20 protein-coding genes are annotated in these 23,112 nt (G+C 53.4%); 7 read left to right on the top strand and 13 right to left on the bottom strand.

From position 1 onward, the window contains the following. Window positions 1-44: 44 nt before the first annotated feature. A complete protein-coding gene (csiR, locus tag QKW35_RS07900) occupies window positions 45-692 on the top strand; it encodes a DNA-binding transcriptional regulator CsiR (protein ID WP_282352200.1) in 648 nt (215 codons plus the stop codon). A 75-nt stretch (window positions 693-767) separates the two neighbouring features. Here csiR and QKW35_RS07895 read toward each other — a convergent pair whose 3' ends face one another. The 6 genes from QKW35_RS07895 to QKW35_RS07870 all read right to left on the bottom strand — a co-directional run bounded on the left by QKW35_RS07895 (window position 768) and on the right by QKW35_RS07870 (window position 7,897). Continuing rightward, a complete protein-coding gene (locus QKW35_RS07895) occupies window positions 768-1,208 on the bottom strand; it encodes a universal stress protein (protein WP_282352112.1) in 441 nt (146 codons plus the stop codon). A 3-nt stretch (window positions 1,209-1,211) separates the two neighbouring features. Beyond that, window positions 1,212-2,528 (bottom strand): TRAP transporter large permease, encoded by a 1,317-nt coding sequence (locus tag QKW35_RS07890; RefSeq protein WP_282352111.1) that lies wholly within the window; start codon window positions 2,526-2,528, stop codon window positions 1,212-1,214. Further along, entirely contained in the window at window positions 2,528-3,076 is a 549-nt protein-coding gene (locus QKW35_RS07885) for a TRAP transporter small permease subunit (protein WP_282352110.1), read from the bottom strand. The genes QKW35_RS07890 and QKW35_RS07885 overlap by 1 nt, the downstream gene beginning before the upstream one ends. A gap of 143 nt (window positions 3,077-3,219) precedes the next feature. Then, the gene (locus tag QKW35_RS07880; protein ID WP_282352107.1) at window positions 3,220-4,242 is read right to left on the bottom strand and encodes a TRAP transporter substrate-binding protein; all 1,023 of its coding nucleotides are present in this window, start codon (window positions 4,240-4,242) and stop codon (window positions 3,220-3,222) included. 721 nt (window positions 4,243-4,963) lie between these two features. After that, window positions 4,964-6,280 (bottom strand): omega-aminotransferase AptA, encoded by a 1,317-nt coding sequence (gene aptA, locus QKW35_RS07875; protein WP_282352104.1) that lies wholly within the window; start codon window positions 6,278-6,280, stop codon window positions 4,964-4,966. 168 nt (window positions 6,281-6,448) lie between these two features. Beyond that, window positions 6,449-7,897, bottom strand: a complete 1,449-nt coding sequence (locus tag QKW35_RS07870) for an NAD-dependent succinate-semialdehyde dehydrogenase (RefSeq protein ID WP_282352102.1) — start codon at window positions 7,895-7,897, stop codon at window positions 6,449-6,451. Window positions 7,898-8,052: 155 nt separating this feature from the next. On the opposite strand from QKW35_RS07870, the gene QKW35_RS07865 reads away from it, so the two are divergent. Beyond that, complete coding sequence (locus QKW35_RS07865) at window positions 8,053-8,979, top strand: LysR family transcriptional regulator (protein ID WP_345774486.1); 927 nt, start codon at window positions 8,053-8,055, stop codon at window positions 8,977-8,979. 71 nt (window positions 8,980-9,050) lie between these two features. On the opposite strand, the gene QKW35_RS07860 is transcribed toward QKW35_RS07865, so the two are convergent. Together QKW35_RS07860 and rimK are read right to left on the bottom strand one after the other, a co-directional pair. Beyond that, window positions 9,051-10,073: a succinylglutamate desuccinylase/aspartoacylase family protein gene (locus QKW35_RS07860; RefSeq protein ID WP_282352098.1), complete on the bottom strand. Its 1,023-nt coding sequence runs from the start codon at window positions 10,071-10,073 to the stop codon at window positions 9,051-9,053. Window positions 10,074-10,079: 6 nt separating this feature from the next. Next, window positions 10,080-10,997 (bottom strand): 30S ribosomal protein S6--L-glutamate ligase, encoded by a 918-nt coding sequence (rimK, locus tag QKW35_RS07855; protein WP_282352096.1) that lies wholly within the window; start codon window positions 10,995-10,997, stop codon window positions 10,080-10,082. A gap of 280 nt (window positions 10,998-11,277) precedes the next feature. Between rimK and QKW35_RS07850 the strand changes: the two genes are divergently transcribed. Then, window positions 11,278-11,727: an ATP-dependent zinc protease family protein gene (locus tag QKW35_RS07850; protein WP_282352094.1), complete on the top strand. Its 450-nt coding sequence runs from the start codon at window positions 11,278-11,280 to the stop codon at window positions 11,725-11,727. A 144-nt stretch (window positions 11,728-11,871) separates the two neighbouring features. On the opposite strand, the gene QKW35_RS07845 is transcribed toward QKW35_RS07850, so the two are convergent. From QKW35_RS07845 to QKW35_RS07830, 4 genes are all read right to left on the bottom strand, one after another. Beyond that, window positions 11,872-13,506: a Na/Pi cotransporter family protein gene (locus tag QKW35_RS07845; protein WP_282352092.1), complete on the bottom strand. Its 1,635-nt coding sequence runs from the start codon at window positions 13,504-13,506 to the stop codon at window positions 11,872-11,874. A gap of 196 nt (window positions 13,507-13,702) precedes the next feature. Beyond that, window positions 13,703-14,941, bottom strand: a complete 1,239-nt coding sequence (locus tag QKW35_RS07840; protein WP_282352090.1) for a quaternary amine ABC transporter ATP-binding protein — start codon at window positions 14,939-14,941, stop codon at window positions 13,703-13,705. Beyond that, the gene (locus tag QKW35_RS07835) at window positions 14,934-15,833 is read right to left on the bottom strand and encodes an ABC transporter permease (RefSeq protein ID WP_282352089.1); all 900 of its coding nucleotides are present in this window, start codon (window positions 15,831-15,833) and stop codon (window positions 14,934-14,936) included. The genes QKW35_RS07840 and QKW35_RS07835 overlap by 8 nt, the downstream gene beginning before the upstream one ends. A gap of 73 nt (window positions 15,834-15,906) precedes the next feature. Continuing rightward, window positions 15,907-16,914 (bottom strand): ABC transporter substrate-binding protein, encoded by a 1,008-nt coding sequence (locus QKW35_RS07830; protein WP_282352088.1) that lies wholly within the window; start codon window positions 16,912-16,914, stop codon window positions 15,907-15,909. A gap of 208 nt (window positions 16,915-17,122) precedes the next feature. Between QKW35_RS07830 and QKW35_RS07825 the strand changes: the two genes are divergently transcribed. The 3 genes from QKW35_RS07825 (at window position 17,123) to metA (ending at window position 19,644) form a co-directional block, all read left to right on the top strand. Next, entirely contained in the window at window positions 17,123-17,620 is a 498-nt protein-coding gene (locus QKW35_RS07825; RefSeq protein WP_282352087.1) for a MarR family winged helix-turn-helix transcriptional regulator, read from the top strand. A 66-nt stretch (window positions 17,621-17,686) separates the two neighbouring features. Continuing rightward, window positions 17,687-18,598, top strand: a complete 912-nt coding sequence (locus QKW35_RS07820; RefSeq protein WP_282352086.1) for an MBL fold metallo-hydrolase — start codon at window positions 17,687-17,689, stop codon at window positions 18,596-18,598. 128 nt (window positions 18,599-18,726) lie between these two features. Beyond that, entirely contained in the window at window positions 18,727-19,644 is a 918-nt protein-coding gene (gene metA, locus QKW35_RS07815) for a homoserine O-acetyltransferase MetA (RefSeq protein ID WP_282352085.1), read from the top strand. A 48-nt stretch (window positions 19,645-19,692) separates the two neighbouring features. Here metA and QKW35_RS07810 read toward each other — a convergent pair whose 3' ends face one another. Further along, window positions 19,693-19,947 (bottom strand): helix-turn-helix domain-containing protein, encoded by a 255-nt coding sequence (locus QKW35_RS07810; RefSeq protein WP_282352084.1) that lies wholly within the window; start codon window positions 19,945-19,947, stop codon window positions 19,693-19,695. A 588-nt stretch (window positions 19,948-20,535) separates the two neighbouring features. Here QKW35_RS07810 and QKW35_RS07805 point away from each other — a divergent pair. Next, window positions 20,536-23,076: a GGDEF domain-containing response regulator gene (locus QKW35_RS07805; RefSeq protein ID WP_282352081.1), complete on the top strand. Its 2,541-nt coding sequence runs from the start codon at window positions 20,536-20,538 to the stop codon at window positions 23,074-23,076. The last annotated feature ends 36 nt before the right edge of the window (window positions 23,077-23,112 follow it).

Below are 23,112 nucleotides of genomic sequence, written 5' to 3'. Positions count from 1 at the left end.
TGGCCACCACCTCTTCGAACGCGAACGAAAACTCCAGCCAGACCATGAGGGCCTACCAGCAGCTCAAGCAGGACATCATCTGCGGGGCACACAAACCCGGTGATAAGTTGCTGATGAGCCACCTGAAGACCCAGTACGACATTGGCACAGGGCCGATGCGTGAGGCGCTCTCCCAGTTGGTATCCGAGCGCTTGGTAACGGCAATCAGCCAACGCGGCTTTCGCGTGGCAGAGATGTCGCTGGAGGAGATGCGGGATATCTATGACGCCCGCGCCCACCTGGAAGCACTGATCGTAAAGCTCGCCATCGAGCGGGGTGATGAACAGTGGGAAGCAGAGCTAATCGGCAAGGCACATACGCTCGCACGCGTAGACGAAATAAACTCCGCCGAAGATATGCTCAATATCTGGGACACCCGCCACAAAGCGTTCCATTCCGCGATCGCCGAAGGCTGCGGCTCCCCCAAATTGCTGGAAGTGCGTAACTCCCTTTTGGATCAGGCGGAACGCTATCGCCAGCTCTGGCTTAAACAGACGGTGTTTTCCAAATCGGCACTGGAAGAGAAACGCAATGAACACCAGACCCTTGTGGACACCCTGCTCGAGCGCGACGCAGCTAAAGCCAGCAAGCTGATGTACGAACACCTGATGACGCCGGTACCGATCATTACCGCCCTGCTGGACGAGGCATAAACTTCTCGTTTCCGTTATCCACAGACAATAAAAAAGCAGCCGTGGCTGCTTTTTTATTGGGTTGCGGTCTGCAATTCACCAGATCTTGCTGTCGCGGATCACAAACACACTGCTGCGTGCATGGCGCAGTACTTTCTCGGCGTTGGATCCCAGCAGGTAGCTGGTCACGCCCGGACGGCCGGCGGCGATCAGAATCACATCCGGCTTCAGGCGCTGCTCCTCTTCCAGGATCTCGTCATACACCACACCGTTACGGATGTGGCACATGCCGCGCATCTCTTCCGGTACGTTCGACTCGAACACATCCGCCACACGCTTCTTGATCTCCTGACGCATCTCTTTTGCCAGATCATTGTTCATCTGGGTAAAGGCGATGCTGTGGACCTTATTCTGGTCCACATACAGACTGTGAATTGTGCCGCCCTGGTCGCCAAACAGCTGCTTGGCCACGGCTACCGCACGTGGAAACATCTCCACATGCTCAAGATCTATCGGTATTAAAATACTGTTGTACATTTCTTAACCCATCAGTTTGTTCGGCAGCCACATCACGGCATCCGGGAACAACAAACACAGTACGAGAACAAGCAACTTGATCAGAATAAACGGGGTCACCGATTTATAGATATCAAGCATGGTGACATCCGGCGGCGCGATGCCTTTCAGATAAAACAGTGCAAAACCGTATGGCGGAGTCTGTACCGCAATCTCGATGTTCAGAATCATCAGAATACCGAACCAGATCGGGTCAAAGCCCAGGTCCACCACGATTGGCGTGAACAGCGGCGCGCACATCAGGACGATGATGAACTCGTCGATAATGAAGCCCAACAGCAGCATCACCAGTTGCATCATTATCACCACACCCAGGGGCGGCAGGCCCAGATCGGCGGTGAAACCCGCAATCATGTCCTGCACACCCATTAGTAGGTGGAAGTTACTGAACAAGGATGCACCCAGAATGATCCACATCGCCACACTCACCAGCATTGCGGTTTCGATACCGGCTGAGCGGAACAGGCCAAAGCGGAAACGCTTAAAGAAGAATGCCAGCACAATGGCACCAATCACTCCGATCGCGCCGGATTCGGTTGGCGTAGCAATACCACTGATGATGCTGCCCAGTACCGCAAAGATCAGCAGTATAGACATCAGACCGTTACGCAGAGTACGAAATTTCTCCTCCGGCGACATTTTCGCCTCGGCACCGGTACCCAGTGGTGCTTTCTGAGGATTCAGCTTGCAGCTGATTACAATGTAGGTCACCAGCAATACGATGGTAACGACAGCCGGTACCAGCGCGGCGATAAACATCTTGCCCACAGAGTTCTGGGTAGACGCAGCAAACATGATCATCGGCACGCTTGGCGGAATCAGGATACCCAGACCACCACCGGCCATAATAACGCCCAAAGCCAGGCGCTTATCGTAACCACGCTCCAGCATCGGTTTCAGGGCGATACTGCCGGAGGTCATGATGCCGGCACCGATGATGCCCACCATCGCACCGATCATGGAACACACGCCGACTACGCTGATTGCCAGCGAGCCACGTACCTTACCGATCATCAACTGGCTGGCGTTAAACATCGCATCACCGATACCGGACCGGGTCAGCAATTGCCCCATGTAGATATACAGTGGGATCGCCAGCAGGATGAAGCTGAACAGGGTTGATTCAAATGTACTTGGAACGATGTTGAAGATACCTTCGCCCCAGGTCATGTAACCCACCGCCATCGCGATACCACCCAGAGCCAGACCTACCGGGGTACCAAGCGCAAACGTAACCAGGATACAAAGCAGCAGAATGCCCGTAAGCACTTCAATTTCCATTAGTTGCCCTCCACATCTTCATCTTTTTGCGGCAACAGGTCGGTACCGGTAACCAAGTGGTAAATGTCTTTGATCATATCGTTGGATATCTGCAGGATGAGCATGGATGCAGCAACGATTAACATCATCCAGAAATGATGCATCGGCGGTGCCCACTCACTCATACGGCGGTAGTTGAATTGCATCGCTTCGCCGAACTTGTGGTACGAGGCAATAATCACAACGCCCATAAAAAAGATGGCGATGGAGCCGGAAAACAGATGGAAAATACGCTTAACGTTCGCGGAAACGGCGAGATACAGAATATCAACGTTGATATGGGCTTTTTTCTGCTGTGCGTACGCGCCACCCAGCGCTGCCAGGTATCCGGAGAAGAACAGCGACAGGTCATACGCCCAGATGGTCGGCTTATTCAGGAAGTAACGAGCGAATACCTCGAATGCGATCACCAGTGCAATCATCGGCATCAGGATGGAGATGCCTTTTCCGACAAACGCAATGAAGTTCTGGATACCAGAGCAATACACTCTGAGAATAGATGTGAACATGATTATACAGCCTTGAGGTGGAAGGAAAGCGAAGGGAATCTCTTACCGTGCGGGCCTCAGTATAATATTGGGTGTTAAAAACAAGGAAGCTTCTGACCCACGTGCCAGAAGCTTCCTTTGGCGAGTAGTCTACCGAGTGGAGATTACTTCTGGCTCAGAATTTCGATCAGCGCTTTGCTGTGCTTATCCTGAGTGGAGTATTCTTCCCACAGGGACTCACCTGCTTTCGCCCATGCGGCTTTATCAGCTGCGCTTGGCTCTGGGCTCCACTTCATGCCTTTCGCTTCCATATCAGCAATCGCTTCGGATTCCCACAGACGGGACTTAGTCATCTGCTCGCGAGCGTGAACAGCAGTCGCAGCACGTACGATCGCTTTCAGATCGTCAGGCAACTTGTTCCATGCTTTCTGGTTAACGAATACTGGCAGTACCTGTGCACCTGCCAGAGGCAGACGGTACATGTATTTAGCGACTTCTACGTGGTTACCATCACGGTGGTCGATCAGGTTAGAACCGATAGAACCGTCGATTACGCCAGTCGCCAGACCGGTGTAGATTTCGCTCCAGGTCAGGGAAACTGGAGAAGCGCCCAGGTTACGTACGAACTTGCCGTAAGCGCCTGGTGCACGCAGCTTCAGACCTTTGAAGTCTTCAACAGATTTGATCTCTTTCTTGGTCAGCAGGTAAACAGGTGGCTGGATGTATGGATCCAGGTATACCAGGCCCTGCTCGCCGTATGCTTTAGCCAGCACTTCGTTCCAGCCTTTTTCGTGGAACAGTACACTGAGTTCACCCACATCGGCTGTGCCACCTGGCAGACCAACTTCAACGATGCCTGCTGGCAGTTCGCCTGCGTTCATTGGCTGGAAGGTTGCGCCCATGGTGATCAGGCCGTTTTTAACCGCACCCAGGATACCTTTGGTATCTACACCTTCACCCGCGTACATCATTTTTACTTTGATGCGGCCGCCGGACATCTCCTCGATGTTTTTAGCCATGTTGCCGTACACTTCGCCGAAAGCTGTGCCGCGGGAATACAGGTTAGCGAAACGCCAGTTGTGCTCTGCTGCCTGAGCGGTAGAAGCTGCAACTGCGCCCAAACCCAGAGAAACCGCCAAAGAACTGGTAATGACGTGTTTTTTAATTGTGCTAAGAACCTTACGCATAATTCCGTCTCTTTTATTTTCATTGTTGTTTTTAGCTGTGCATTGGCGCCACTTGGGAGCTGGCGCTGGCACTAGCAGCAAGCAAATTGAAGGTATCAAACGGCATCGCGCTGTTACATCAGACTGTCCCCATCTAAAGGTTAGAGCATATCAAACTTTATATAACCCATTATTTATAAAGAATTTTTTAGACGATTATACGTGATTTCACTAAGTGAATTTTGTTAATCGTTCTACGCGTGTCAAAAAACGGGGGTAAAACAGTCCAAATAGGTACCGCCTGCCATACAACCTAAGTCGTAGGTTAACGGGCGCTAACCTGTTGTATCAGGCCGCCATTCGGAATCAGGAAAGTGGTAATTCACGGTGGTACACCCGCAAGCGAGAAATAAAAAGCGCAGATTGGTCATCGCGGAGCGATGCCCAACAAGTAGGCTCAAACTTGCCCCGCAATTGTTGGGCTTCGCGTTGCGAAGGCCAACCTACAACTAGCGCGTAGGCGAATGACAACAAAAGGAAGTAAAAAAGAAGCAAAAAAAGACCCGCTGACAGATGGATGTCAGCGGGCCAAATCACGGTAGAGCATAACGGCAATCAACGCCATGCCCAGGGGAAGGTAAGATCCAAGGACGAAAGCAAGCGGGCCAACCGTCCCAGCGGCTCGCGCTTAACGTCCCGTTCCGGAGCTACCTCAGAAACCTGCTATGAGTCAGAAGGTTCCTCAGAACAGCTCAGCTGCGGATTTACGGATAGCCGCAACCAGCTGATCGATCTCTTCAGGCTGAATAGTCAGCGGAGGAGAGAATGCGATGATGTTGCCCATAGCGCGAATCATCACGCCATGTTCGTAACATTTCGCCTGCAAAGCACCGCCCACAGGCGCGCTGGAGCCTTCCGGCTGAGCGAACTGCACAGCACCGATCAGGCCGTAGTTACGCACGTCGACAACCTGCTCGATATCACTCAGGGAGTGCAGGGCTTCCTCCCAGTACTTACCGATCTCACCGGACGCACGGGTCAGCAGACCTTCCTCTTCGTAGATATCCAGGGTTGCCAGACCTGCCGCACAGGCAACCGGACTCGCGGAGTAGGTGTAACCGTGGTACAGCTCGATGCCACCCGCCGGCGTCGCTTCAAAGATAGTGTCGTGGATATGATCGGCAACGAACACCGCACCCAGCGGCACGATACCGTTGGTGATACCTTTTGCGGATACGATCATGTCCGGCACTACATCGAATTCAACCGCTGCAAACGCGGATCCCAGGCGACCCCAGCCGGTGATAACTTCGTCGAAAATCAGCAGGATGTCGTGTTCTGTACAGATCTCACGCAGACGCTGCAGGTAACCTTTCGGCGGGATGATCACACCACCTGCACCACTGATCGGCTCTACGATCACTGCGGCAATGCTGGATGCATCGTGGAACTTGATCAGCTCTTCCAGCGCATCAGCACGCTCGATGCCGTGGTCGGTCAGGCCTTTGCTGAATGCGTTGTTTTCCAGGTCCAGTGTGTGTGGCAGGTGATCCACCTGCAGCAGTGGACCAAAACCTTTACGGTTTGGCGTCAGGCCACCCACGGAGATACCACCGAAGTTCACACCGTGGTAAGCCATTTCGCGACCGATCAGCTTGAACTTGCCAGACTTACCGCGTGCGCTTTGGTACGCCAGTGCAATTTTCAGCGCACTCTCAACGGCTTCAGAACCGGAGTTGGCGAAGAATACTTTGTTCAGCGGATCAGGGGTGTGCTGAATCAGACGCTCGGCGAATTCGAAGCCGATGTCGTGACCAAAGTTAAATGGAGAGGTGTAATCCAGCTCTGCCGCCTGGTTACCGATCGCTTCAGAGATCTGCTTGCGACCGTGACCGGCGTTTACACACCACAGGCCGGCGGTAGCATCCAGAATCTGCTCGCCCTTGTCGGTGTAACAGTACATTCCCTCTGTACGGCTGATGATACGTGGGTTGGCTTTAAAGGCACGGTTTGGCGTAAACGGCATCCAAAACGCGTCCATACTTTTATAGTTTTTCATTGATGTAACCATTAACAATAGAGATGGGCCAATAGAGATGGACTATGTGGACCAAGATATAGGCCGGGAGCGGGACTAAAAATAGTTGGGTTTCGAAATAAACTTTTAGTCCCGCCAAACATTACAGGCGTATGCCGCCAGAACCCCGTCAGCGGGGCACTCTGGTGATCAGATACCGCCCATACAGATGTATTTCAGTTCCATGTAGTCGTCCATACCGTGCTTGGAACCTTCACGACCAACGCCGGATTCCTTCACACCGCCAAACGGTGCCAGCTCGTTGGAGATCATGCCTTCGTTCACACCTACCATGCCGTATTCCAGATCTTCGGATACGCGCCATACGCGACCTACGTCACGGGTGTAAACGTATGCAGCCAGGCCGTATGGGGTGTTGTTGGCACGTTCAACTACTTCCGACTCTTCTGCGAACTTGAAGACGGTGGAGATCGGGCTGAACAGTTCGGCCTGTGCGATTTCCATATCTTCAGTGATGTTGGTCAGCACGGTCGGCTGGTAGAAACGATCACCCGCCGGGTGACGGTCACCGCCCACTTTCAACTCAGCCCCCTCTTCCAGGGCACGTTTTACAAGACCGTCAGTCTTGTTCACTGCCGCAGCGTTGATCAGCGGACCGATGTCGGTGTCTGCGTCCATACCGGAACCGATGGTCATGCCTTCAACCACCGCCTGGTAGCGCGCGACAAACTCATCGTAGATACCCGCCTGCACGTAGATACGGTTGGTGCAGATGCACGTCTGACCTGCGTTGCGGTACTTGGATGCAATTGCACCCGCAACCGCTGCATCCAGATCCGCATCGTCAAATACGATGAACGGTGCGTTACCACCCAGCTCCATCGACGCTTTCTTCACGGTCTGTGCTGACATGCCCAGAATGATCTTGCCCACAGGGGTAGAACCCGTGAAGGAGACCTTACGCACGATTGGGTTGGTGCACAGTTCACGGCCCACTTCAATCGGACGCTTGGTGGTAATCACGTTGATCACACCCGCTGGAACGCCCGCCTGCTCGGCCAGCGCAGCCAGCGCCAGAGCACACAGCGGGGTATCTTCCGCCGGTTTGATCACGATGGTACAACCCGCAGCAATGGCAGGTGCGGCTTTACGTGCAATCATGGAGATCGGGAAGTTCCACGGTGTAATCGCCGCCACAACACCGATCGGCTGCTTCACGGTCAGCAGGCGTGTGCTGCCCATGTTGGACGGGATCGTTTCACCGTAAGTGCGCTTGGCTTCTTCGCCGTACCACTCAAAGAAAGAAGCGCAGGACAGCACTTCACCTTTGGCTTCACGCAGCGGTTTACCCTGCTCCTTGGTCAGCAGCTCCGCCAGCGCATCGGCATTTTCGGTGATCAGTTCAAACCAGCGACGCAGGATCACCGCACGCTCTTTGGCGGTGGTTTTTTTCCAGCTCTTGAAAGCAACTTCAGCGGCTTCGATAGCACGGGTGGCATCTTCCACGCCCAGATCTGGCACAGCTGCCAGGAAGGAACCATCGGCCGGGTTGATAACCTCCATGGTTTCCTGAGAGGCCGCCGTCACCCACTCACCGTTGATATAGGCGGATTCTTTTACGAACTCAGCAAAACTCATTGTTGTTACCTCCTAACTTTTTTACACTGGATCAACCAATATCTGTGGCCGTCCATACACGAAATAGGGCTTGAATGGCTCGCAATATATCAACTGTTTTGTGGGTAACAGATGTTGATCTTTTAATGTTCAGTTTTAGAAAGTAACTCATAAGTTTGAAGAATTACTCGTTAGGACAGGTTGGCGATTTCGAGATAAAGCAGCTGCGGATTTTTAAATCCGTTGTGGACAATGGAGGGTTCTCCGCTGCGGAAACGGAACTGAATATCAGTCGTTCAACGATCAGTATCCATATCTCAAATCTGGAATCCCGGCTCAATTTGACCTTGTGCCGCCGCGGTCGTGCGGGCTTTGCCCTGACACGCGAGGGCGCCAAGATCTATGAGATGACCAACAAAATTCTGGACTCGCTGGATGAGTTTCGTGACGCGGTGAACGAGATGAGCCAGAACCCGGCAGGCAACCTGCGGATTCTGGTTTCCGACAGCACCAGTCTCGATCCTCGCGCCAAATTCCCCGAGATGCTGAGCGAATTTTTTACCCGCGCTCCCGAGATCACGCTACAGAGCGAAGTGTCCTCCATGGCGGAGATCGAGCGGATGCTGCTGAACGATGAGATTGATGTGGGGCTGGCGCCATACCACCGCCAGTTGCCAGGACTTGAGTACTTCCACCTGTACAGCGATGTGTGTCGCCTTTATTGCGGCCAGACCAACCCGTTGTTCGAACTGGACGCGGAAGATATCACCGATGAGGTGGTCAACCAGTACACTGCCATCCAGCCGGGGCTGAAGCCAAACAATGAAGCGAACGAGCAACTTTCCAGCATGAGTTTGCAGGGTACGGCCTACTTCTATGAAACCCGGCTGGCGATGATCCTGTCCGGTAAGTTCATTGCCTTCCTGCCGGAAGCTTACGCCCAGACGTATGTGGAAAAAGGGCAGTTAAAACAGGTGGGAGGTGACGACCGCTGTTACAACCTGGGCACGGCGGCCATCGTAAAAAAGCGGGCTCAGCAGAACAAACAGACCGAACTGTTTCAGCAGATCATTCAGCGATTTCATGCAAGTGCCGAGCACTGACGCCCGGCACCAAGCCCATCTCTGATGCTCCGTGTGATATTTGTTATGCACACGACACGCAGTCTGGCACTTTAACGCAAACCGTTGTCAGTAAAATGCTCCTGGAAGATTTCCACCTCTTCCGACACGTTCTCCACATCATCATGAAAGCAGGCAATGTGGAAAACCGCATCGCCCTCATAAACCAGGGGTAGCTCCAGCCGACCGATAATGATGCCCGCCTGACTGGCCACCATCTTGTGCGGCTCACCGCCGTAGGGGTCGTCAATGTAGGCCAACAACTCCCCCTTTGCTACATGGTTGCCAAGACGACTGACAGCCCTCACCATGCCACTTTCCGGCGCACGTACCCACACACTTTTTCGAGCGATAAATGGCTCAAACCGACGCGCTTTCCGCCGGGAGGGCAACATCTTCAGCGCACGCAGTACGTTAAGCACACCCATCACGCCGGCTTTAATCGACACTTCATCGTAGCGCAGCGCTTCACCGGCCTCATACAGCAGAACCGGAATATTGAAGTCTTTACAGGTACACCGTAATGAGCCGTCACGTAATGATGAGTTGAGCAACACCGGCACACCGAAACTGCGCGCAAGGCTTAATGTTTCGGGATCATTCAGGTCAGCCCGGACCTGCGGTAAATTGCTGCGATGTATCGCCCCGGTATGCAGGTCGATACCATGGGAACACTTACTGACAACCTCTTCAATCAGCAAATTCGCCAACCGAGCTGCCAATGAGCCTTTTTGCGATCCTGGAAAGGACCGGTTCAAATCCCGGCGGTCCGGTAGATATCTGCTGTGTTGGATAAGGCCATAGGAATTTACCACCGGAATCGCCAGCAGGGTGCCGGCCAATCGGCTCAGCTCCTTGCGTGCCAAGGTACGCCGAATGATCTCGACACCATTCAGTTCATCACCATGAACTGCAGCGGTCAGGAAGATAACAGGTCCGTCCCTACGCCCGTGAATGACGTGCACCGGCATATCCATCTCAGTGTGCGTGTTTAGCCTTGGCATCTGTAGCCCAATCATGGCACGACTTCCCGCTGCAACGACCTGCCCCGCGATCTCAAATCCCTGTCGAGCCATTGGCGCTTACCCTCTGCCGCGCGTACGGGTCATCGAACTCTGCTTTTTTTCGCGCAACTGCTTTTCAATAAACATGATCTGCATCTCGGCGATATCCTTGCCCGTCGCCGTCTCGATACCTTCAAGCCCTGGAGACGAATTTACCTCCATCACGACCGGACCGTGGTTTGAGCGCAGCAAGTCAACCCCGGCCACGTTTAATCCCATTGTCTTCGCCGCCCTGACTGCGGTGGAACGTTCTTCCGGTGTAATCCGAATCAGTGACGCGGTACCACCCCGGTGAAGATTGGAGCGAAACTCTCCCTCTTTCCCCTGGCGCTTCATTGCGGCAACCACTTTGTCGCCAATGACAAAGCAGCGAATATCTGCCCCACCGGCTTCCTTGATATATTCCTGTACCAGTATGTTGACCTTGACGCCCAAAAACGCCTCGATAACACTTTCAGCTGCCTTTTCCGTTTCCGCTAAAACCACCCCGATTCCCTGAGTCCCTTCCAGCAGTTTGATGACCAGCGGAGCACCACCCACCATTTTGATCAGGTCAGGGATATCATCTGGCTTGTGTGCAAAACCCGTCACCGGCAGGCCGATACCTTTGCGGGACAGCAACTGCATAGAGCGCAACTTGTCACGCGAACGCGAAATCGCTACAGATTCGTTAAGGGGGAAAGTGCCCATCATCTCGAACTGGCGTAACACTGCCGTGCCGTAGAAGGTGACAGAAGCACCTATTCGAGGAATAACGGCGTCAAACTTACCCAGGTTTTCGCCACGATAATGTACGGAGGGCGAGTGGGAAGTGATGTTCATGTAACAACGCAGCACGTCCAATACCCGAACCTCATGACCACGCGCTTCAGCGACCTCAACCAGGCGACGGGTAGAATACAGTTTTGGATTGCGCGATAGGATTGCAATTCTCATGTGCAGAACACTCCATTTCATCAAAGCTTCCGTGGACATGACAGGACAGGAAAATGCTCATTTCCACTCAGACGCCATTACGATGAAAGCTTTTCCGATGTCTCATAAAGACAATTGATAACACCTGCAGTGTAAATGAATTATCTTCAAACTGCTTAATTTATAAACACCTATAGTGCAAACTTGATTCGCACTTCACCACATCACAATCTACATTCAAAACATACTCATTTAGCTCGCACGATGCGCACTGCCAATTGACAAAGGAGTAGCAAGCCCGATGCAAGATCATTTGGTTAAAAAACACACCATCGGATGGCGGGAGTGGCTGGCGTTGCCTTCGCTGGGCATTGGAAGGATAAAAGCCAAAATTGATACCGGTGCCAGAACGTCGGCACTGCACGCTTTTCATATAGAGACATTCGAACAGTCAGGCGGGCAGTGGGTGCGGTTTAAAATGCATCCTCTACAACACAATTCGGACCATGTTGTGGTCTGCGAAGCGCCTGTCATCGATGTCAGAAGTGTCACAGATTCAGGCGGCCATAAAGAGAACCGTTTCGTGATTTCTGCTGAAATGGAGCTGGGCAGTCAGCGTTTCCCCATTGAGATCACACTCACGAGCCGCGAGACCATGCGCTTTCGTATGCTGCTCGGCAGAACAGCAATGTCTGGACGTTACACCGTGGATCCGGAAAAGTCCTATCTTCAATCTGATCGCATGTCTTAAGGCCCTGGGTGCCCACATCGGCGAACCTCAAGCCAATGCGATGTCTGCATCTGCGCCGTTATGGCAACTGTGCATTTCGTGCTAAAGCGTTGCCACGCATATCGCAACCCTCTGGGGGCTGCCGCTTCTGATCTATATCTGCCTTCAGATTGAGGCACTGAGATACTGCCCCTCGGCACGTCCTTCCAGATGCAGCATGCTTAACAACGCTTTGGTGTACTGACGGGTGGCGCGACGCAGTAGAGACAGGTACAACGTGGTCTGTTCCATCTTACGCATCTCAATACTGCGCTCCTGTGCCGACAAACCAAGCAAAAACTGCGTATGGTTGTAATGCTCTTCAAACTGATGCAGCAGTTCTATCAGTTCTTTGGCATCAAGCTCTTCCAGTTTGCAGCCATGCTGGGCCACCTTATTGATCATATCCCGCAGCTGAAGAATGGCAGTTGCCACCTTTTCGGGCAGGTCGCTGATTACCAGCTCGTCCTTGTGCAGTTCCCGCAGACACTCGACCACCGCTACACTGCGGCTGTTTACCCGCAGGGAGTGCTGCATGGTTTCGGCGACGTCGGTTGTCATCTCCCGGCGTGAACAATCTGCGATAAAGTCATTGATGGCGCTGATTAGTTTAGCCACGACGAAGCGGCTTTCGGGGGTGCGCTCTCCGGGCACCGCCTGAGCGGTGTCCTGCAGCAACTCCCCCAGTTTACGCATGAGACGTTGCTGCTCAAGGCTAAGCGCTTTCACCGCCGTATCCGGTGACTCGGCAGTGACCTTATCCAGAAAGCGTGGGCGGGAAAGTTGCTCTTCCTGAGACTGAAAACAGCTCTTCAGGTAGCGGGTCATATGCTCGGTTAGAGGCACCATGGCACACACACCCACTATGTTAAAAATGGTGTGAAACATCGCCAGAGTCACCGCGGGTGCCTGTTCGACCCCCTGAGCGTGGCTCAACCAGCCAATCAAGCCCAACATCCCGCCCATCAGGACAAAAGCGATCAGGGCAGCGGTGAGATTAAAGAAGAGATGTGCCATTGCCAGACGCCGGGCATTGGCGCTGGCTTTCAAAACCGCCAGCAACGCGGTCACTGTCGTCCCGATATTGGCCCCGATCACGGCTGCCGCCCCCACCTCGATGGTGAGCATACCGGTTGAAACGGCGGTCAGTACCACCGCCAGGGACGCACTGGATGACTGCATCAGGGCTGTTAACGCCGCTCCCCCCACCACCATCAATGCCAGGTTTGACAGGGACGCAGAATGAATCCTGCTGAAGTCAACCACCTGCTCCACACCGGTGAAGGAGTGTTGCATCAGCTGCAACCCAAAGAGCAGGAGCCCCAGACCGGTAAAGACTCCCCCCAGGGATTTAATACGGATATTCCTACTGAAGGTGTAAAACATCACACCCATCCCGATAGCAGGCAAGGCGACCACGTCCACCTTCACCTTGAAGCCGATCAGCGCCACAATCCAGGCGGTCATGGTGGTGCCGACGTTACTGCCATAGAGGACCCAGATCGAACGGGAAAGCTTCATCAAACCGGCATTAACAAAGCCGATGACCATCACGGTGACCGCACTGGATGACTGCACCAGTGCCGTGATGCCAAAGCCCGACAGCAACGCGCGGATGCGGCTGCGTGTGCCCTTCTCCAGCACCTGCTTCAGGGCAAAGCCTCCCGCCAGCTTAAGACTGTCCGTCATCAACCCCATTCCAAGCAGAAACAGGCCCAATCCACCCATCAGACTTGAAGTCAGCGCCCAGGTATCACTCATTGTTTATTCATCCCGTCCAATACAACCGCACCTCCCCTTACCTGAGGAAAGTGTATATACAATACTATAGCGAATGTACCGAAATCAGTGAGTTAGGGAACCTGGCTAAGAGTAAAAGGAGAGTGCCGATGATCTGCATCAGCATTGAAACGGTAAGGCGGGAGGGAATCCTCCCGCACATGCAGGCCGTGGCCGCCTAGTCTTTTTTCCCGGCCTCGTCGCGGGTGCGACTGCCGGTCTTGGTGTCGTCCCGGTCACTTTCACCCAGCACTTCAGCCAAGGTTCCGCGGGTCAAACGACCGGTCAGTTGGCCATCCTCGTCCACCACCGGCAGCGGATAATCCGCATCCAGGGTGTTAGGTATTACGGTTTCCAGTACGGCTTCCTGTTCGAGCGGCTCTACCTCTTCGTAGTACTCCTCGGTCAGATGCGCGTCCTTGTTCGCGCTGTACGCCTCTTCCAGCTTTTCAGCGGTGACTACGCCCTGATAACCCTCTTCGTTAACGATATAACCGTAATCCTTATCAAAGCCCTTCATCTGTTGCAGGGCGCCTTCAATGGTGTCTGCGGTGATGCGGTAGGCCGGATCTTTCATTACGGTTTCAACCGTCAGGGCACGGGCACGGTTTACATCACGCACAAAGGCTTCCACGTAATCGGTGGCCGGGTGCAACAGAATCTCTTCCGGTTCCCCCTGCTGCACAATCTCGCCATCCTTCAGAATCGCGATTCGGTCCCCGAGGCGCAATGCTTCATCCAGGTCGTGGGTGATAAAAATGATGGTCTTGTGCAACGTCTGCTGCAGTTCGATCAGCTGGTCCTGCATCTCTGAGCGGATCAGCGGGTCCAGTGCGGAGAACGCCTCATCCATCAACAGGATTTCAGCATCGGTACACAAGGCGCGGGCAAGACCCACACGCTGCTGCTGACCACCGGACAGCTGTGCCGGATACTGGTCTTCATAACCGGCCAGCCCCACGGTATCCAGCCACTGCACTGCCTTCTTTTTGCTCTCCGCTTTGCCAACGCCCTGGATACTCAGGCCGTACGCCACGTTCTCCACGACGGTTTTGTGCGGCAACAAACCAAAACGCTGAAACACCATCGACATCTTATGACGGCGGAACTGCTCAAGATCTTTGGTGCCCAACTGCATCACGTCGGTGCCTTCCACCTTGATCATCCCTTCGGTCGGGTCGATCAGGCGGTTGAAGTGACGGATCAGGGTGGACTTACCGGAACCGGACAGTCCCATAATTACAAAGATCTCCCCCTTATTGATACTCAGATTGATATCTTTCAAGCCCAGGGTGTGACCGGTCTCCGCCAGAATTTCGTCTTTGGTTTTCCCCTCATGCACCAGTGGCATGTATTTCTTCGGGTTGTTACCGAACAGCTTGTAGAGTTTCTCTACGCGAATCAGTACATCATCCATTATCCAGGCCCTCCATGTGACGCTGGGCCCGTTTTGCATACGCCTGTGAGACACGGTCGAAGATAATGGCCAGAGCAACAATCGCCAGGCCGTTCAGCAAACCCAAGGTGAAGTACTGGTTGGTGATCGATTTCAGTACCGGCTGACCCAGACCTTTTACACCGATCATCGATGCGATCACCACCATGGACAGGGCCATCATGATGGTCTGGTTGATTCCCGCCATAATGGTTGGCATCGCCAGCGGCAGCTGCACACCCAGCAGGCGTTGCATCGGGTTTGCACCGTAGGCTGTGGCGGCTTCCAGTACATCTTTGTCCACCAGACGAATCCCCAGGTTAGTCAAGCGGATCACCGGCGGTATGGCATAGATAATCACGGCGATAACACCCGGTATCTTGCCGATCCCCAGCAGCATCACCACCGGTATGAGGTACACAAACGCTGGCATGGTCTGCATCACGTCCAGCACGGGCGTGACGATCGACTGCGTCCGGTCAGAACGTGCCATCAAGATTCCTATCGGCACCCCGAGCGCGATGGCCATTAACGTACAAACGAGGATGATGCTCATCGTTCGCATGGTGTTGTCCCACATGCCGAAATAACCGATCAGCAGGAACGAAACCACGACACCCAGGCCCAGCTTCCAAGAACGGCTGGCCAGGTAGGCAAGTCCGGCAACAACAATGATGACCAGCCACCAAGGTGTTGCCAGCAGGAGTTTTTCAAACCAGACAAGAAAAGCCAGGAGTGGGTCAAAGAGTGACTCGATAAGTTCGCCATATTCACGCGAGAACTCCCTGTAACCTGAGTCAAGCGTCTTGCGAATTTCTCGCAAGTCGGCGCGATCCAGCTGAGGGATTTCGGTCAGCCAATCAGAATCCGCCATAAGTACCTCTAATATTGATCCTAGCCCGCGCAGGGCGCGGGCTTTTTGCAATGGATATAACGCTTAAACGACGTTACAGCGCATCTTTCACTTTGGCCGCCACGTCCGCAGATACCCATTTGGTCCAGATATCTTCGTGCTCAACCAGGAAGTACTCCATCGCCACTTCACCGTCAGCCTGGTTGTCTTCCATCCATGCCAGCAAGCCGTTCATCTGCTGGTTGGTGAATGAGCGTTTGGAAAGATAGTCGTATGCAGCGGGTGCTTTGGATGCAAAGCTTTCAGTGGTAACGGTCTGTACCAGAGATGGCGGGTACATGGTTACTTTGGGATCGTCGCAGTTCTCACTGGTGGTGCAGTTTACGAACTCGTCTTTATTCACACCGCTGCCGAAATCAACCTTCACCATCTCGTACTTACCCAGTACGGAGGTTGGCGCCCAGTAGTAACCGAACCACGGTTCCTGACGTTCGTACGCTTTGGCGATTGCACCCGCCAGGCCTGCACCGGAACCTGGATCAATGATTTCAAAGCCGGACTCATCCAAGTGCAGAGCGTTGAACAGGTTGCCGGAACTGATCTGGCAGTTCCAGCCCGCAGGGCAGCCATAAAACGCGGACAGATCAGGATCTTCCGGGTGCTTGAACAGCTTGGCATTTTTCTTGATGCCTTCGATGGTTGCCAGGCTTGGATCTTTCTCAACCATGTAAACCGGCACCCAAAAACCTTCCTCACCGCCGTCGGACAGGGAATTACCCGCATAACGCAGACGTTTTTCGGCGACACCTTTGTCCAGCGCTTCTTTCAGAGAGTTGCTCCACATCTCCGGTGCAACGTCGGGTTCACTCTTTTCGATCATGGACGCACCGGTCGGCATGGTATCACCCGGGACCAGTTCGGCATCACAGCCGTAACCATGCTCCAGGATGAAGCGGTCGACATTGGCTATTAGTGTCGCCGAGCTCCAGTTCATATCTGCAATCGTAACTTTTCCGCAGGCTTCACCCGCGTGGGCGAAGGAGCTCGCCAAGACCATTGGCAGTGCTGTGCAAAGAGCTGTTTTTATAAATTTTGTTTTCATGGTGTCTCCAGTCCGTTCGTGGGCAACCTCTCAGAATTTGCAAAATTTATCTTACAGCCCTAATGTTTAGAGTTCAAACTTTGTGCTCTAATGATTAGACCTCAAAGCTTGATATCCAGCGATTCCAGCTCAAACTTTTAAATTTCCGTAATTACGGGCACTATTGCGCCTCTGTTAAAACACTATGAATCATGTAGATAAGTGGCATATGGAAAACTCACCCTACTGGCAGGGCATTCTGATCTCGCTACGCCGGATTATCAGGGCAACGGATCTGCAGTCGAAGCGTGTTGTTAAGGCGTGTGGACTCACTATTCCACAGGTCATGCTGCTGCGCGCAATCAAGGAATTGGGCGACGTAACAGTGAAAACACTGTCGAACGACATTTCGCTGAGTCAGGCAACGGTCACCACAATTCTTAACCGCCTTGAAGATCGTGAACTGGTCGAACGTGTACGCAGCAAAACCGACCGGCGCATCGTCAATGCACGCCTGACCGAGAAGGGTCACGAAGTGCTGCTAAATACACCGCCACTGCTGCATGAAGCGTTTATCGAACGCCTGGAAAGCCTGGAGGAGTGGGAGCAAACACAGATTCTCTCGTCGCTGCAGCATGTTGCCTCCATGATGGATGCTGAAAACCTCGACGCAGCCCCCTTACTGGATATCGCTGCACCGTCCACCGAAGAACGTTCTCAGTCGTAATCGATCGAACCGATGGGGTTTCTTGCAGTCAAACAACGAACATAAAACCCCGCTCGAGATTACGTCATGCCTATCCAGCGTCTGCTTCCCCTGTTCGCAACCTTTGCGTTTTCCGCTTCTGTACAGGCAGCGTCACCCGAATCATGTGATCCCGAGCGGATTCAGTTGCAGGTATTGGGCAGTGGCGGCCCGGAACTGAATGATCTGCGCGCCTCAACCAGCTACCTGGTCTGGCTGGATGGCAAAGCCCGCGTGATGATTGATGTGGGCGGCGGAAGTAGCCTGAATTTCGAGAAGTCCGGTGCCCAATTTGCTGACCTGGACGCAGTGCTATTTACCCACCTGCACGTGGATCACAGTGCGGACTGGCCGGTGTTTGTGAAAGGCGGATTTTTCACCGGGCGCGATCGCGACCTGCCGGTTTACGGCCCGTACGGCAATCACCTGCTCCCAGCGGTGGATAAGTTTCAGGAAGCACTGCTTGGATTGGGCTGGTCTTACCTCAGCAACTACCTGGTGAATGACGAACGCGCGGCCTACAAACTGCCCGCCACAGTCGTGAATGCAGAAGATACGGTCTGGTTCCAGTCACTTGAACGCGTCACCCTGAAAGGGCTCAACGTCAACCATGGCCCCCTACCCGCGGTGGCCTGGCGCGTTGAAGCGGCGGGCTGCTCTATCGTATTCAGCGGAGATACCAGCGCAATATCCGACAACCTGACACGACTCGCCACCAGTGCTGATCTGCTGGTGGCCCACAACGCCATCCCGGAAGAAGCCATCGGTGTCGCCCGTCGCCTGCATATGCCTCCGTCCCGTATCGGTGAGATTGCCGCACAGGCCGGCGTTAAAAAACTGGTGCTATCCCATCGCATGCTCCGCACCCTTGAGCGGGAATCCGATACCCTGCGTGAAATCCACAAAAACTACCAGGGACCGGTGGAGTTCGCAGACGATCTCTCCAAATACAAGCTATAACCGCGCACTTTGTGGTGTTTATTCAACTTTTGGTTGATGTGCGGCGCAGGATTCACTAGTCTGGAGAGCTTAACTTTGCATTTAGCCCTACCACCCCGTGGGGCGTGATTGTCCGAGGTGATACTAGAATGCCGATTAAAATTCCTGACCTGCTGCCTGCCGTTGATGTTCTGAGTGGTGAGAACATCTTCGTCATGACCGAGACCCGGGCGGCTCATCAGGATGTGCGCCCGCTGAAGCTGTTGCTGCTCAACCTGATGCCGAAAAAGATTGAGACAGAGAACCAGCTGATTCGAATGCTCTCGAACACCCCATTGCAGGTGGATATCGAGTTGCTGCGCATCGACAATCGCGAAAGCAAGAACACGCCACGCCAGCACCTCGATAGTTTTTATCGCGACTTTGACGATGTGCGGGATAAAAACTACGACGGTCTGATCGTCACCGGTGCGCCGTTGGGTCTGGTGCAGTTTGAAGATATTCACTACTGGGACAGGATCCAGGAGATCATCCGCTGGTCACAGGACCATGTGACCTCGACCCTGTTCCTGTGCTGGGCTGCCCAGGCTGCGCTGAAAGTGCTGTACGACCTGCCAAAACAGACCCGTGAACAGAAGCTCTCCGGGGTTTACGAGCACCAGCTGCTGCATCCGCACGAGCCGTTGACCCGTGGTTTTGATGACCAGTTCCTAGTACCGCACTCCCGTAACGCAGATTTCCCGGTGAACTTCATCTGCAACCACACAGATCTCAACATGCTAGCCACCTCCGACGAGGCAGGTGCCTACCTGTTTGCCAGCTCCTGCCGTCGCCAGGTGTTTGTGACCGGCCACCCGGAATACGATGCGGAAACCCTGGCACAGGAATATTGGCGTGATCAGGATGCGGGGATCGATCCGATTATCCCAGTGAACTACTTCCCAGGTGACAACCCAGATCAGCACCCGAAGAACTCATGGCGCAGTCATGCCCACCTGCTGTTCTCCAACTGGCTGAACTACTACGTTTACCAGATTACACCGTACGAGTTGAACAAGGAGTCGTAAGACTCCTTTTTTACGCGTTTAATCAGCCGTTTACCGCGAACACGGCGTTTACCCTGCAATGGCGCGGAAGGCTTTCCGTAAAGCGGCCTCAGATTGATAACCACTGGTTTCTGCGATCACACCCATCGAGCAGTCAGCGTTTATCATCAAATCGCGAACCTCCTGCATACGCCACTTCGCCAGATAGGGTCCCAGATTCAAAACGACAAAATTCAGGGTACGCCGGAAATGTTTCCGCTGGTGCCCGGCCAGCAGCGCCTCGGCCGCGTGACCATCACAGGACACAGTGTGCGTGCTGCCCAATCAATCCATCCCCCTAGTGCAACATCGACAATGTAAAGCCCGCATCCTGATCACTCTGAGGGTTGAAGGATATCAAGGAGCGTAGCTTTATTGGCGGCCCCACTTTACCCAGACTCCCTGGATAATGCAGAGCGAGTATTCACGCCCTTAGCCAGCATGCAAGATTCAACCGTCTATAGATTCACACCGTCGCTGCACCACAGCCATCACACATACACCTTTGCATATTGATGCAAAGATTGACCAAATAGCGCACAATATATAGTATTTTTTGTAGTAATCGCTCGCATATCTTAGTGCCTGCGCCTATATTTCCCCTCGATAGTTGGTGTGTTATTGGCATGCCGAATACAACAGATCAACTTTCAAACAGATGTTTAAAACATGTTAATTACCATTTCCAGATTTTTTTGGTACTCTGGATTCGGTTAAGTTCCTTTTGCAAAGTTGTACCTAAATAGCTCGAAACCAGAAGACACCTCATTATCCTTTTGAACCTTATGATGCGGTTTCGAAAAGGACACTATTCAGGCGTGGTGTTGTGTCTCTGCACGTAAGAGTGTGTTTAGTTTTTTAGGATGTCACAGGATGACTGGCTCACCCCACCTGTTGCTGGTAAATGGTAACGAAGAGCAACGATTAAACCTGGCACGTTTCATTACCGCCCATACGCATTACGATGTGATTGAAGCGGATAGCGGGACAATGGCGGCCAGCCTGCTAAAAACACAGGATATTCGTTGTGTGGTCAGCGATATCTATGTAGACGGCCTGGACGGCTGGCGACTCGCACGGATGGTGCGGTCCGGCGTGTTCAGCTGCAGTGAACACACCCCGTTTATTATTGTGGCCTCAACCTGGTGCAAGCGGATCGCGGAAACCACTGCGCGCGAGTTCGATATCGATCACCTGATCCCCTACAGCCAATTCGAACAGCTGGAAACTCTGCTCACCGAACCGCCGAGTGCACCCACGCGCTACCGACACGCCAGCATTCTGGCGATCGAAGATTCTGAAGATACCTCTACGTTGATCCAACGTATTCTGCGTGGGCGATTTGATGTGGACGTCGCCGAGGATGGCCCAACCGGTCTTGACCTCTGGCGTAACAAACAGCACCCCATCATTCTGCTGGATGTGATGCTCCCTGGCATGTCCGGCCCGGAGGTGATGCAGCAAATCCTGAGCGAGAAGCCCGATCAAACCATCGTGATCATGACCGCGCACGGCACCATGGATCTGGCGGAAGAGCTGATGTTAAAAGGCGCCTCAGATTTCATCAGTAAACCGTTCCGCAATGCCCAGCTCCGCAAAGTCTGTGAAATTGCTTCCCGCCGGGAAGACTTCCTCGTCAGCAACGAGCAATTCGCACAGACCATCGAATCCCTGCATAAAAATGAAAACTTGCTCGATATGCAGACGCGCGAACACAAACGTATTCTCAACAACCTGACCACAGCTGTTCTGGAGCTGGATGGCCAGGGACGAATCGTGTTCTTCAACAAGGCATGGCACCTTCTGACAGGGCTAAGTAAGGCCGAAACCATCGGCCAGCAACTGGCCTCATTTGCCTGCCGCGAAACACACACCTTTGTCAGCGAAGTGCAGCATGCGATTAACAACATCGTAGAGCGCAAGATTGCCCGCACCCGGCTGGAATTCAAACTCAACAGCCAATACAGCCACGGCGCCTGGGTTGAAGCGCGGCTTAACCGTATCACCCGCGAAAACGAAAACATCGCCATTTCCGTATCCATCGATGACATCTCCGCGCGCAAGCTGGCGGAACAGCGACTGGAACACCTGGCGATGCATGACTCACTCACCGGTCTGTACAACCGCCATTTCTTTGATACGGAACTGGCACGCACGGCGGCCCTGGCCCGCTCCAACGGTTCCAAACATACCCTGCTCTACATCGATCTGGATCACTTCAAAGCGATCAACGATACGCAGGGGCACAACCAGGGCGATTATGTACTGGAAGACGTGGCAGGGAAGCTACGACATCGGCTGCGCGAATCCGATCGTCTTTGCCGCATTGGCGGGGACGAGTTCACCGTTATCCTGATGGATACGGAGCTGGAGCAGGCCCACTGTATTGCCGAAGATCTGTGTGCGCTGGTTGCCGTGGACCAGTACACCTTCAGCGATCAGGTCTACAAAATCAGCTGCAGTATCGGCATGAGCCTGATTGATGGTGCCGCGGATAACGCCCAGCTCTACCTGCAACAAGCCGATATTGCCCTCTACGTAGCCAAACGCAATGGGCGAAACTACGTCCACAGCTACACCGAAGAGGACAAAGAGAGCGATGACGTCAAATCCAGCATGCAGTGGCTGCACGCGGTGCAACACGCCATCACGCAGGATAAACTGATTCTTCACTTCCAGCCGATCTACCATATCGCGTCCAACCAGGTGGCGTATTACGAAGCCCTTGTCCGCCTGGAGATCGATGACAAAGTAATCTACCCGGGCGACTTTATTCCGGCGCTGGAACGCTTTGAAGATATCGCACTGCTTGATCAGCATGTCATCAGCAAGGCGATCCGCTCTTTATCCGAATACCCACAACTGAGAAAGATCGCGATCAACCTGTCCGCCCACGCGTTCCGTAACGAACGCCTCGTCCCATTGATCCAGGAAAAGCTGAAGCAGTATAACGTTGCTGCGAGTCGCGTCATCTTCGAGCTTACGGAAAGTGCCAGCCTATCCAACCTTAGCGCAACCCAATACATGGTGGAGCAGCTGTCGGAGATGGGCTGTGCATTCTCGATAGATGACTTCGGTACCGGATTCAGCACTTTTTCGTATCTCAAGAACCTGCCTGCGGAAACCGTAAAAATTGACGGTTCCTTCGTGCGTGAGCTCACCAATAGCAGCATCGACCGCGCGCTGGTGAAATCCATTCGGGAAGTGGCATTCGCACTCGGCAAGAAAACGGTGGCGGAGTTTGTCGAGAACGAAGAAACTCTCAACCTGCTGCGGGATATTCAGGTCGATTACGCGCAGGGTTACCATCTTGGCAAACCTAAACCACTATCAGAGCTGTTTTCAGCCAGCCAAGACACCCCCACGGAATTACAGGAAGTAGCCGGTGCGATCCAGGATGGCTCCGATGACTAAATACATTTAATGCCCGAAACATAGGTATGATCAGCA

Source organism: Pontibacterium granulatum, from assembly GCF_029961155.1.
GTDB lineage: Bacteria > Pseudomonadota > Gammaproteobacteria > Pseudomonadales > Balneatricaceae > Pontibacterium > Pontibacterium granulatum.
The sequence above is the reverse complement of the archived record's forward strand: the minus strand, read 5'-3'. Positions and strand labels throughout refer to the sequence as shown.